We start from the raw sequence: 12,131 nt of genomic DNA, 5'->3' as shown, positions 1-12,131 counted from the left end.
AAATTTTTATTATGGATTTTCAAATCGGTCTTGTTATAGCGGGTTTACTCGTTGGTTTTGTGGTGGGGTTGACAGGTGTTGGCGGCGGTTCTTTAATGACTCCTATTTTATTGTATTTTGGAATTCCTCCAACAACAGCCGTTGGTACCGATTTATTGTATGCCGCATTTACCAAAATGGGAGGCGTATTTGTGCATCATAAAAAAAGCAATATCAATTGGCAGATAACGGGCTGGCTTACCTTAGGCAGTGTTCCCGCAGCTTTACTTACCTTATGGATTTTACATAGCATTAAAACTGATATTTCTACTATAAATGCTGTAATCAAATACAGTTTAGGCTGGGCACTTCTTTTTACATCAATAGCTATTTTATTCAAAAAGAAACTTTTAGTTTTCTCTCAAAAACATGCCGGAGACAAATTTCATAGCGAAAGTCGCACTCAAAATATGCTAACTATAGGAATTGGTGTTTTACTTGGAGCAACGGTTACACTTACTTCAATTGGCGCTGGAGCGTTAGGAACTGTGACTTTATTTTTTCTTTATCCGCTTTTGCCAACACCTCGTTTGGTTGGAACCGAGATTGCTCATGCCGTTCCTTTAACGCTTGTTGCCGGAATTGGGCATGCTTCAATGGGAAATTTAGATTTAGGGTTACTAGGGCAATTATTGATGGGATCACTTCCCGGAATTTTTATAGGAAGTATGCTGAGTGGGAAAGTACCCGATTTATTTCTGAGAAATGCTATTGCAGTAATGCTATTTTTGGCAGGTTATAAATTAGTTTTCTAAAAGAAGAAATCCTCAAAATATAAAAAAGACCTTTTCAAATTAATGAAAAGGTCTTTTTTATTATGATTTGTTGTTAGCAGAAACGCTTAAAAAGCAATATCTGCCAATGAATTACTTTCAAGAATTTTAAGTGTATTATCTCTAACCTCAGTCATTAAACGTCTGGCAGCACAAGTTGATTCATCATCACAATCATCGCATTTTTCATAAAAATTATGACTGGCGCAAGGCAATAATGCAATTGGGCCTTCAAGAATTCTATAGACTTTAGCCATGCTAATATCTTTTGGATCTTTGATCAGATAATATCCACCGCCTTTTCCTTTTTTTGCTCCAAGAAAACCAGAGTTCCGAAGTAATAACAAAATACTCTCTAGGAATTTAATCGAAATATGTTCGCTTTTGGCAATTTCAGCAATTTGTACCGGTTCGTTGTTCTCGCGTCTGGCTAAATAAGTTAAAGCTTTAATCCCGTATTTTGTTTTCTTTGAAAGCACGTGTATAATTTTAGATTGTTGAGTTAGATTTTAGATTTTTTACACATCTAAAAAAAATCAACATATTTTCCTGTACAAAAATATACTTTTTGAACGAGAATAATAATATAATGAGCAACTATATTCTACTAAATTAGTATAGTTTAAATTAATTCAGTTTCAGGAACACCAATTAAGTTAAAATCATGGAAAGATTTTACACTTTCATCCAATCCTTTTTTACTTACCACATAGGTGTCAGAAATAGAATCATGCCAGCCTCTTGAACCTCCTAAAAAAGTTAAAGCATCAAAAGGGATGTAGCGACATAAACTTCTTTTAAAAATTGTTCCAAAGCTTGGTTTTTCTCCATTTTCATCTACAACAACAGAACCTGTAATAAATTTACCTATAGATCGTCCAAACAATCCTTCCATAACAGTGTAATAAATAATAGATACTGTAATCGCTACAACATTCCATCCTAAATCTCCCAGACTGTCAACCCAAAGACCTAGTGCAGTCATTCCAAATACATTGGTCAAAATTCCTAATACAATGCCAATTGCAAATAAAACAATAAAAAAAGAGAAAAGATCAATAATGTAATTTAAAAAACGAGTCCCACTGGACACCAATAATGTATCATCTAAAATGTAAGTAGAATTACTCATAAGCGATAAAGGTTGATTAAGGTTAAGTATATATTTTTGATTTAGTTATGAACAAAAATATACTTTTTACCGAAACAATTATAAAAACAAAAAACGATTTTTTAACAGTAATAAATTTACAGTCAAAAAATCGTTTTTTGCTTTTTAAATTTCCTTAGAAATTAAAGAAGCATTTTTTTCTTTAATATAAAAATCATGGCTTTGTCCCTGAAGAATCGTATTCGCAATTTTTAAGTCGGCAAACCATTTACAAAGTGGCTTGTTTGGATCATTTTCTCCAAAGTACACTTTAATTTCACAATTTGGAACTTCTGTTTCATATCGTAATCGGGTTGATGAAACAGCAAATAAATGTGTTGTTTTTAATCCTTGTAAAGAAGCTTTCCAGGCAATTGTCCCTCCAATGCTAAATCCCAAAACTGTTATTTTATCAGTTTCTAATTTTAATAAAGTTTCAACTGCTTTATCAATTCCTCCATTGAGAAATTGTTTGTGAATATCGGCTTCCGCAAGATTGGAAGCATCAATATTAGCTAATTCAAGAACATCATAATACTGAATCTCAAATTTAGAACGCAATGTATTTGTGTAGTAGTTTATCCATTCCGGATGTTGCCCTCCAAATAAATCGGACAGGATGAGTAGTTTCGGTTTAACCATACCATAAAAATATGATTTTAGATACCAGATTCAAAATCTAATATCTAAAATCATAAATCTAAAATTCCTTAAGAAAGTGCCTGATCTAAATCGGCAATTACATCTTTCACTGTTTCTAAACCTACAGAAACACGTACTAAACCTTCTGTAATTCCAACTGCAAGCTTTTCTTCAACAGACAATTTACTGTGTGTTGTTGAGGCTGGATGCGTTACAATGGTTTTTACGTCTCCAATGTTTGCGGAAAGGGAACATAATTTAATTTTGTCCAAAAATTTTCTACCTGCTTCAAGACCGCCTTTAATTTCAATTGCAATAATATTACCGCCTAAAAGCATTTGTTTTTTGGCAATCTCATATTTTGGATGTGATTTCAAAAATGGGTATTTCACACTTGCTACATTGGGATGTGCTTCTAAAAACTCAGCCACTTTTAAAGCATTTTCGCAATGTTTGTCAACGCGAACAGCCAAAGTTTCTAAACTTTTTGACAAAACCCACGCATTAAATGGTGACATTGCCGGTCCTGTATTTCTTGAAAATAAATATATTTTACGAATCAATTCAGCATCTCCTACTGCAACTCCGCCTAATACACGACCTTGTCCGTCTATCAGTTTTGTCGCCGAGTGAATTACGATATGTGCACCGTATTTAATTGGTTGTTGAATGTATGGCGTAGCAAAACAGTTATCAATTATTAAAATCAAATTATGCTTTTTTGCAATTTGTCCCAATAATTCTAAATCAATTACATCTACACCAGGATTTGTTGGTGTTTCTGCATATAAAATTTTGGTGTTTGGCTTAATGAAACTTTCAATCGTTTCTGGCTGATTAATATCAAAATAAGAAGTTTCGATTTTCCATTTTGGAAAATAGGTCATGAATAAAGCGTGAGTTGATCCAAAGACGCTTCCCGCAGAAACAATGTGATCTCCAGATTCCAACAATCCTGCAAACGTAGAATATATCGCCGCCATTCCGGTTGCAAAAGCATAACCCGCTTCGGCACCTTCCATTGCACAAACTTTGTCTACAAATTCTGTAGTATTTGGGTTGCTAAAACGAGAATAAATATTACGTACTTTTTCTTCTGTGAAAGAAGCTCTCATATCTTCTGCATCCTCAAATACAAAACTTGATGATAAATACAACGGAGTGGAATGTTCCTGAAATTGTGTTTTTTCTAAATGTGTACGGATGGCTTGGGTTTCAAAACCAAATTCTTGTTCGTTCATTTTAATTTTTTGTTTTTTTGTTTCAAGTTTCAGGTTTCAAGTTTGTACCTGAGTAAAAACATGATTTGAAACTTAAACAAGTGAGTCTTTTTAGCCAATCTAAAAATTATCTAATTCTCTAATTGACTCATTTTCTAATTTATAGTATTTCGTTGTTCAAGACAACTTTATATTTAATGGTAGCAGTTGGTTCAACTGTTTTGGCAACTGAGCAATATTTCTCAAAAGAAAGTTCTGCGGCACGTTGTGCTTTTTCTGGATTGATATCTCCTTCTAAATAAAAGACCACATCGATTTCTTTAAAAGGTTTTGCTTCTCCAATTTGAACACGTTCGCCTTCAACCTCAGCGTTAAAGGATGTTATTTCCTGGCGTTGTTTCTTCAAGATCGAAATCATATCAATCGCGCTGCAACCTGCAACACCCATTAATACTAATTCCATTGGACTTGCACCTAAATCGCTTCCGCCAAATTCAGCTCTGCTATCAACATCAACTACATGACCTCTTTCATTTTTTAGTTTGAAATGAAACGCGTCGTTTACTCTGTTTAAGGTTACTTTCATTGTGTGTTATTTTTTTTTGTTTTTTTATTATCCACAATCTTGTCATTTCGATCCCTAGTCTTCGGGAGAGAAATCACACGCATGAATCGACAAAGATTGGAATTTCGTTGTGGAGTCACTTGCGGGGATTCCTCCTTCGTCGGAATGACAAACTGGAATCGATTTAGAAACTCAGTAAATCTAAAATCTGAACTCTAAAATCTTTTTTATCCTTTATCAGATAATCTTAAAATATCTCCAAAAACTCCTCTCGCTGTAACTGCAGAACCTGCACCGGCTCCCTGAATTACAATTGGACGATCTCCGTAAGATTCTGTATAAATTTCGAAGAAAGAATCTGAACCTTTCAATCCGCCTAGCGCCGTATCAGAAGGAACTGAAACTAATTTTACTTCCAGATTTCCTTTGTCGTTTTGCAAATCTCCAGACAATTCACCAATGTATCTTAATACGTGATTTGGCTTTTGATCTGCTTTTATTTTATCATAAATTGGATCGAATTCTTTTAGTTTCGTTAAGAAATCAGAAACATTTCCTTCTCTTAAATGTTCCGGAATTAAATTCTGAATAGAGATTTCTTCAAACTCATTTTGCAAATCTAATTCTCTGGCTAAAATCAATAGTTTTCTTCCCACATCATTTCCGCATAAATCTTCACGCGGATCTGGTTCTGTGTATCCGTTATCAATTGCTTCCTTTAAAATTTCGCTAAACGGAACGTCTTTTGCAGAGAAATTATTGAATAAATAACTCAACGTTCCAGAGAAAACTCCTTTTATTTTTGTGATATTTTCACCTGAAAGATGTAATAATTTTATGGTATCAATTAATGGCAATCCAGCACCAACATTGGTTTCATACAAATAATTCTTCTGGTTTTCTGCCAAAGCTTTTCTTAGTTCTTTATAGAAACCATAGCTTAATGTATTAGCCACTTTATTCGAAGAAATCAAATCGAAACTGCCTTCTACAAGCGGGATATAATTTTCTACGAAAGATGCACTTGCCGTATTATCAATAGCAATTAAATTCTCTAAATGATGTTGGTTTGCATAGGCGATAATATCCTGAATGGTATAAGCGAGACCTTCTTTTTCAATCTCTGTTTTCCAGTTTGAAGTTACGCCGTTTTTATTTAAAAGTAATTTTTTAGAATTAGCAATCGCAAAAACATTCAGCTTAACATCTTTTCTTTTTTCAATAGCTGCAGCCGATTCTAAAATTTGGTTGATTAATGTTCCGCCCACTAAACCGTGACCAATAATGGCAATGTTGATTTTTTTAGAAACTCCAAAAATCTCACCGTGAATTACGTTTAAAGCTTTATTCAGTTCTGATTTTTTAACCACCAAACTCACGTTTTTACCCGTAACGGTGTTGTTAAATAAAATCGGAACAATTTTATTTTTAATTAAAGCAGTGTAAGGTTTATGAAAAGTACTCAAATCCTGACCAATAATCGAAATTACAGATACGTTATCTGTTACCGTAATTTGGTTTACATCTTTAGAATAAAAATCATTTTCAAACTCTTTTTCTAATTCAACCATAGCCGTTGTAGCTTTATCAGTTGCTACAACTAATCCAATTCCTCTTTCTGAAGAACCTTGCGAAATAATACTCACACTGATATTATTATCGCCCATTACTTTAAAAATTCTGGCATCAACACCAGATTTACCAAGTAATCCGCGACCTTCCAAATTCACCAAAGAAACATTTTCTAAAACAGAAAGTGTTTTGATTCCTTCTTTAGTAGAGTCAGAAGTAATTAAAGTTCCGCGGTTTTCATGATTGAATGTATTCAAAATACGAAGCGGAATATTCTTCTCCAATAAAGGAATAATAGTTTTAGCATGAAGAATTGTTGCGCCAAAATTTGCTAATTCATTCGCTTCGTTAAACGAAAGAAATTCAATTTTTTTAGCATCTGCAACCAAATCAGGATTTGCTGTATAAATTCCGTCAACGTGTGTAAAGTTCTGTAACTCTTCGGCATTTAAATAATTAGCAATCAACGAAGCCGTATAATTACTACCGTTTCTTCCTAAAGTTGTCGTATCATTATTGTTGTTTGAACCGATAAAACCCGTTACAATATTAACGGTTGATCCATTATGTTCTTTGAAATAATTGATCACATTTTTCTTCGAAAGCTGCTCTAAAGGCTGTGCATCTCCAAATTTTGAATCGGTTTTTAGTAATTCTCTTGAATCAACAAAATTCGCAGGAATTCCTTTTTCTTTCAGAATTGCTGTCAATAATTTAGCCGAAAGCAATTCACCTTTAGATAAAATCTGATCTTTAATTTTATTGCTGTAATCGCCAATTAAGCTTACACCTTCAAAAAGTTTATCTAAAATATTGAACTCTTCAGACAAATCAACCTCAGGATAGTCTGAAATTTGATAGGTTTTAAAGTTTTCTAACAAGATTTTATAATTACCGTTTTTAGCAGCAATTTTCAAAATATATTCTAATTCATCTGTAGCATCTCCACGAGCCGAAACTACGACTGCGATGTTTTCGCCCTGATTTACTTTATCTGAAATTATAGAAACAACTTTATTAAGTCCTTCCCCGTTTGATAATGATTTACCTCCAAATTTTAATATTTTCATTTTATTTTGCTATTGTTTCTGCCTTAAAAATATCGGCAAGTAAATGATCTAATTGTTTGTACTCTATTAAAAAAGCGTCATGTCCGTGTACCGAATCTATTTCGCTGTAAAAAACATTTTCTTTGAACTTTTTTAATTCCTGATAGGTTTCTTTATTCTCTCTGGCAGTAAAAAACAAATCCGAATTGATTCCGATAATATGAATAGCTGCATTTGTTTTAGACATTAAAGTTTCAAAATCGGCACTATTTCTTGTAATATCTATGGTTTTAAGCAATTGATTCATCAATTTATATGAAGCTAATTGATATCTCTTTTGCAATTTATCTCCGTGATGTGCCAACCAACTTTCTATATTAAAAATGGAAAGATTTTCGTTGACCGTACGCTGAAATTTTTCTTTGAATGATTCGGGAGATCTGTAACACAACATGGCATGAATCCTGGCATCTTCAATTGGTTTTGACGAATTGTTCAGGATTTGTTCCTGTAAAAAACAATTAGCAATCATCCAGTCTGTCGATTTCCAATCGGTTGCAATTGGTATCAAATTTTGAGTAATATTAGGTTCTAAAGCCAGCATTTCCCATGCAACTCCTCCTCCAACAGAACCTCCAATAATGGTATGCACCTGATCTATAGCTAAGCTTTCAAGTCCTATTATAAAAATTCGCGCAATATCTCTGGTCGTAAAATCCTGATACTTTTCAATTAAAAAAGAATCTGCTCCGTTACCCGGAACATTAAATGCCAATACGGTATATCTGTTGGTATCAATTGTCTTTCCTGCTCCAATTAAGTCATTCCACCAGCCATTTTCTCCGGTAACCTGAGCATTTCCTGTTAGAGCATGATTAACCAAAACAATAGGCGCGCTATGTAGAGCTAAACCCGCAACGGTAAAACTTAAAGGTAACGAATGATATAGTGCACCATTTTCGGTGGTGAAATTTTGTATGCTAATAGGGTTTGGTATATTTTCCAATTTTCAAATCTATTGTATTATTGATTTGTATCTGGAAATATTAGAAAGAAAAGTCTAGAGTGAAACTAGAAAAATTCTTGTTGTTATCTTTCCACGTTTGGGCGTGGTAGAATGCAGCACCTTCTTCGCTTTACCGAAGGGTTGCTAAGGATTCATCGGGTCTAATCCCTCGTCCTTTCTTTATAACATTTCAATACGTTTTTGAACTTAAAGGTGCAAATTAACTACTAATTTCTTAAACAAACAAATTTTATCGAAACTGATTCCGCAATTTGTTAAATATAATTCAAACTAAAACTAGTATACGCAAAAATTTACCGAACTAAAAGCCCAGTAAAATTAAGCAGGTATTCCCCTATTTTATGATACTTTTCGATTTAGATAAAAAGCGTTTCATTTTCTTTTGAATACATCAAAAACAATAAAGAGTTCGGTTCTTTTTTATCTGTTTTTTTATCCGTTTCGGTTATTCCGAATCTTGGATCGATTAATTCATTTTTTGGAGGAGGATTATTCCTTTTACTTCTGTTTTTCAATGTTGAAAATGTCTTTGATAAGTAGTTTAATGTGCTCATGATATTTAAGTTTAGTTTAGTTTGTGTATTATTATCTTTATTATTCGTTTACTATTGTGTTAACCAGCAGGATGAAATAAAAAAACCCTTTTGGATTAGTGTACCAAAAGGGTTTAAGTTTTTCAAACTCATATATTCTTTTGGAATCAACAGACGCATACGCAAATAAATGCGACAGTGAACATCTTGTTCATCTGTAGGGATTTATTCATCTGTGATTTATTTGTTATTTTAAATTCTTGCATTTTCATATAAAATTAAAAAGCCTCCTAAAATTATTGGGAGGCTTTGCATATAATATTGTTGTTTTCTTACAATTTAAGCAAAAGACATCCCAACGGTATTAACCGAAATGGCGCAAAACATTTTATAGACATTTAAGTTCATTGATTTAGTAGCTTTTGGGTTTAACAAATATGCAAATATTATTTTAATTACACAAATAATTTTAAGGAAATTACGACAAATAATCGACAAAAAAACGCATTTTAGCGATATAAAACATCTTACAAAAGTTTTGTCTCATAAAAACAAAGTAAAAACTTACAAAAAATACAGTTTTACTTTTAATATCTCCACAAATCAGTTTATCAAAGAACTTAAAAAAAACAATTGAGGTGTCCAGTTCTTAAAGCCAGACCGCTTCTTTATTTTTAATTTTCTCTGACACTTTTAATATATCGGTAATAATTCCTCTTGAGATTGCCTGTTTACAAGGAGATGCACTCTGAATGACAATAGGAACTTTAGCATAAGATTGTGTATAAATCTCAAAAATCGAATCAGAACCTTTTAATTGGCCAATGGCAGATGAAACAGGTTCTGAAATCAATTTAACTTCTAACCGATTGCGCTCCACATCAAATTCACCCACATATCTTAAAACATGATTATCTGCCTGAGTGATTTTTGCAATTTTAAAGGATCTGTCAATTGCTTCTTTATTAAGAATTCCATTTTTCTCTAAATGTTCTTCTTTAATAAGAGGATCAATTTTTATATCTGATAATTCAAAATCTTTCCCAATTTCCCTTGTCAAAATCAGTAATTTTCTGGCAGTATCATTTCCTGACAAATCTTCCTTAAAAGTAGAGCGCATTAATCCTAAAAGACTTGCATCTTTTAATATAGAAGAGAAAGAAGCTTCTTCTGTAGAAAACCGATTAAAAACATAACTCAGATTATCTGAGAAAACGCCACGGATCTTCGTTATTTTTTCTCCTGAATAATACAAATCTCTCAAAGTCTGCAAAACCGGAAAACCAGTATCTACTGAAGTTTCATATAAAAACTCTTTATCATACTTTTTAAGATTCTCGCGGATCTCTTTATAAAGATCAATTGGTAATGTATTAGCTTTTTTATTTACCGCTACAATATTAAATCCGTTTTCAATCAACGTATTATAATGACCAATCAATTCGTCGCTGGCCGTTGCATCAACCGCAATCAGATTTTCGAATTCATTTTCTTTAGCAAATTCGACGATATCTTTTACTTTAAAAGGAACGGCCAATTCTCTAAAGTTGGTTTCCCAGGCATATCCAACGCCTTCTTTCTCGAAAAAAGCAACAGTAGAATTGGTGATAATCGGAAAATGAAAGTCAATATTTTTACTCTGAAGAAAAAATTCCTGACTTTCTATAATCTGATTGATCAAAGTACTTCCGATATTCCCAATTCCAAAAAGGATAATATTTATTTTAAGCTTTGACATAATTTATATATTAGATGAAATTGATAAAAAATCACCTCTAGCAACACCACATCGCTAAAGGCAATTTTTCAAACAAAAAACAAAAAAACCTAATTCTAATTTTTATTAATACTGTATTGTGATAGCGTTACGCTGGCAAAAACGGTTTGTAAATCTGCAATCAAATCTTCGATATCTTCAATTCCAACAGAAAGTCGCACCAAATCTTTTGAAACTCCTGTTTCTAATTGCTCGTCATCAGACAATTGTTGATGAGTAGTACTTGCCGGATGAATAATTAATGATTTTGTATCGCCAATATTCGCAAGCAATGAGAACAATTTAGTTTCATCAACTACTTTTTTAGCCGCATCAAAACCACCTTTTAATCCAAAAGTGATAATTCCGCTTTGACCTTCTGGCAAATATTGCTGCGCGAGATCATAATATTTATTCGATTTTAAGCCTGGATAATTCACCCAAACGACCTCATCTTGTTTCTCCAACCATTCGGCCAAAGCCAAAGCATTTTCACTGTGTTTCTTAATTCGGATTGGCAATGTTTCTAATCCCTGAATAATTTGGAAAGCGTTAAACGGACTCAAAGCCGAACCAAAATCACGCAATCCTTCAATTCTTGCTTTTGCAATAAAAGCTGCATTTCCTAAAGCTTCGTGGTATACTAAACCATGATATCCTGCAGAAGGCTCTGTGAATTCAGGAAATTTCCCGTTAGACCAGTCAAAAGTTCCGGCATCGATAATCGCGCCTCCTAATGAAGTTCCGTTTCCAGCAATATATTTAGTTAAAGAATGAATTACGATATTGGCTCCGTGCTCAATTGGTTTTAGCAGATAAGAAGTTGCAACCGTATTATCTACAATAAAAGGCACTTTGAAGTTTTTGGCTTCCGCCGAAATCGCTTTCAAATCCAATACATCTAATTTTGGATTCCCTAATGATTCTACGAAGAAAGCTCTGGTGTTTTCTTTTGCTGCTTTGGTAAAGTTTTCTGGTTTTGAAGGATCTACAAATGTTGTTGTAATTCCCAATCTTGGCAAAGTCACTTTCAATAGATTATATGTTCCTCCATATAAACTGTTTGATGCTACAATATGATCGCCAGCTTTTAGCAAGGTCAAAAACGTTGTAGCGATTGCAGATGCTCCAGAAGCTGTCACAACTGCTGCAATTCCACCTTCAAGTGCTGCAAGCCGTTGTTCTAAAACATCATTTGTTGGATTGTTTAATCTGGTGTAGATAAATCCAGCTTCAGCAAGACCAAATAAATTGGCAGCGTGATCTGCATTATTAAAGACATATGAAGATGTCTGGTAAATTGGTACCGCTCTGGTTCCTGCATTTTTTGTTACGTCGTGTCCTGCATGTAGTGCGTTTGTTGCAAATTTTTGTGTGCTCATGATTTCTTAATTTTAGGTATTGTTAGTACTATTATATATTGTTATTGAAATTGTTTCGTTGAAATTCAAATTTGATATTTTCTAAACAAAGAGATCTTCTTCTTCAAGATTATACATATGAAATAATAAAGACTTTTGACCTTTTATATATTGTGCAGGATCATACTTTACAGCTTCACTTGTTGGTTCTTCAGATTTATTATTATTTTTTTGAGATTCTGTTCTCAATAAGTACTGAAATGCGATTGTATTTATATCTAATGTGTTCATGATTTAAAATTTAAAATGTTGAAATAAAAAAAGCCCTTCCGGATGGCGACCAAAAGGGCTTATAGTTTAACTATAACAAAGATTGTATCTTTTACTTTTGGCAACAGCAAGGTTGGATGCACATTTGCATCATACTAAAACACATCATATTTG

Annotated in this window: 12 protein-coding genes and 1 riboswitch; of the genes, 1 reads left to right on the top strand and 11 read right to left on the bottom strand. The window is 33.1% G+C overall.

Annotation, left to right across the window (positions count from 1 at the left end):
- The first annotated feature begins 11 nt into the window (after positions 1 to 11).
- Positions 12 to 794, top strand: coding sequence for a sulfite exporter TauE/SafE family protein (locus BUA98_RS04580; protein WP_072970412.1), 783 nt, complete (start codon positions 12 to 14; stop codon positions 792 to 794).
- Between the two features lie 86 nt (positions 795 to 880).
- Here BUA98_RS04580 and BUA98_RS04575 read toward each other — a convergent pair whose 3' ends face one another.
- The 11 genes from BUA98_RS04575 to BUA98_RS04525 all read right to left on the bottom strand — a co-directional run bounded on the left by BUA98_RS04575 (position 881) and on the right by BUA98_RS04525 (position 11,978).
- Entirely contained in the window at positions 881 to 1,291 is a 411-nt protein-coding gene (locus BUA98_RS04575) for an RrF2 family transcriptional regulator (RefSeq protein WP_012023576.1), read from the bottom strand.
- A 143-nt stretch (positions 1,292 to 1,434) separates the two neighbouring features.
- Complete coding sequence (locus BUA98_RS04570; RefSeq protein ID WP_072970411.1) at positions 1,435 to 1,944, bottom strand: RDD family protein; 510 nt, start codon at positions 1,942 to 1,944, stop codon at positions 1,435 to 1,437.
- A gap of 144 nt (positions 1,945 to 2,088) precedes the next feature.
- Complete coding sequence (locus BUA98_RS04565) at positions 2,089 to 2,604, bottom strand: hypothetical protein (RefSeq protein ID WP_072970410.1); 516 nt, start codon at positions 2,602 to 2,604, stop codon at positions 2,089 to 2,091.
- A 68-nt stretch (positions 2,605 to 2,672) separates the two neighbouring features.
- A complete protein-coding gene (locus tag BUA98_RS04560) occupies positions 2,673 to 3,845 on the bottom strand; it encodes a trans-sulfuration enzyme family protein (RefSeq protein ID WP_026983849.1) in 1,173 nt (390 codons plus the stop codon).
- 139 nt (positions 3,846 to 3,984) lie between these two features.
- Complete coding sequence (locus tag BUA98_RS04555; protein WP_072970409.1) at positions 3,985 to 4,410, bottom strand: OsmC family protein; 426 nt, start codon at positions 4,408 to 4,410, stop codon at positions 3,985 to 3,987.
- 206 nt (positions 4,411 to 4,616) lie between these two features.
- Positions 4,617 to 7,031 (bottom strand): bifunctional aspartate kinase/homoserine dehydrogenase I, encoded by a 2,415-nt coding sequence (thrA, locus tag BUA98_RS04550; RefSeq protein WP_072970408.1) that lies wholly within the window; start codon positions 7,029 to 7,031, stop codon positions 4,617 to 4,619.
- 1 nt (position 7,032) lies between these two features.
- Positions 7,033 to 8,016: an alpha/beta fold hydrolase gene (locus BUA98_RS04545; protein WP_072970407.1), complete on the bottom strand. Its 984-nt coding sequence runs from the start codon at positions 8,014 to 8,016 to the stop codon at positions 7,033 to 7,035.
- Positions 8,017 to 8,096: 80 nt separating this feature from the next.
- Positions 8,097 to 8,205: riboswitch (SAM riboswitch) on the bottom strand.
- A gap of 188 nt (positions 8,206 to 8,393) precedes the next feature.
- Positions 8,394 to 8,591 (bottom strand): hypothetical protein, encoded by a 198-nt coding sequence (locus BUA98_RS04540; protein ID WP_072970406.1) that lies wholly within the window; start codon positions 8,589 to 8,591, stop codon positions 8,394 to 8,396.
- Between the two features lie 628 nt (positions 8,592 to 9,219).
- Positions 9,220 to 10,308 (bottom strand): homoserine dehydrogenase family protein, encoded by a 1,089-nt coding sequence (locus tag BUA98_RS04535; RefSeq protein ID WP_072970405.1) that lies wholly within the window; start codon positions 10,306 to 10,308, stop codon positions 9,220 to 9,222.
- Positions 10,309 to 10,403: 95 nt separating this feature from the next.
- Positions 10,404 to 11,708, bottom strand: a complete 1,305-nt coding sequence (locus tag BUA98_RS04530; RefSeq protein ID WP_072970404.1) for an O-acetylhomoserine aminocarboxypropyltransferase/cysteine synthase family protein — start codon at positions 11,706 to 11,708, stop codon at positions 10,404 to 10,406.
- An 81-nt stretch (positions 11,709 to 11,789) separates the two neighbouring features.
- Positions 11,790 to 11,978, bottom strand: a complete 189-nt coding sequence (locus BUA98_RS04525; RefSeq protein ID WP_072970403.1) for a hypothetical protein — start codon at positions 11,976 to 11,978, stop codon at positions 11,790 to 11,792.
- Between the last annotated feature and the right edge of the window lie 153 nt (positions 11,979 to 12,131).

The sequence above is a fragment of the Flavobacterium saccharophilum genome, from assembly GCF_900142735.1.
Classification (GTDB): Bacteria; Bacteroidota; Bacteroidia; order Flavobacteriales; family Flavobacteriaceae; genus Flavobacterium; species Flavobacterium saccharophilum.
This window is presented reverse-complemented; position numbering and strand designations above follow the sequence as displayed.

What these genes read in the sequence shown, in the direction of transcription:
- BUA98_RS04535 (WP_072970405.1), bottom strand. Translation starts at nt 10,308, where the DNA reads ATGTCAAAGCTTAAAATAAATATTATCCTTTTTGGAATTGGGAATATC.
- BUA98_RS04580 (WP_072970412.1), top strand. Translation starts at nt 12, where the DNA reads ATGGATTTTCAAATCGGTCTTGTTATAGCGGGTTTACTCGTTGGTTTT.
- BUA98_RS04565 (WP_072970410.1), bottom strand. Translation starts at nt 2,604, where the DNA reads ATGGTTAAACCGAAACTACTCATCCTGTCCGATTTATTTGGAGGGCAA.
- BUA98_RS04530 (WP_072970404.1), bottom strand. Translation starts at nt 11,708, where the DNA reads ATGAGCACACAAAAATTTGCAACAAACGCACTACATGCAGGACACGAC.
- thrA (WP_072970408.1), bottom strand. Translation starts at nt 7,031, where the DNA reads ATGAAAATATTAAAATTTGGAGGTAAATCATTATCAAACGGGGAAGGA.
- BUA98_RS04525 (WP_072970403.1), bottom strand. Translation starts at nt 11,978, where the DNA reads ATGAACACATTAGATATAAATACAATCGCATTTCAGTACTTATTGAGA.
- BUA98_RS04570 (WP_072970411.1), bottom strand. Translation starts at nt 1,944, where the DNA reads ATGAGTAATTCTACTTACATTTTAGATGATACATTATTGGTGTCCAGT.
- BUA98_RS04540 (WP_072970406.1), bottom strand. Translation starts at nt 8,591, where the DNA reads ATGAGCACATTAAACTACTTATCAAAGACATTTTCAACATTGAAAAAC.
- BUA98_RS04555 (WP_072970409.1), bottom strand. Translation starts at nt 4,410, where the DNA reads ATGAAAGTAACCTTAAACAGAGTAAACGACGCGTTTCATTTCAAACTA.
- BUA98_RS04560 (WP_026983849.1), bottom strand. Translation starts at nt 3,845, where the DNA reads ATGAACGAACAAGAATTTGGTTTTGAAACCCAAGCCATCCGTACACAT.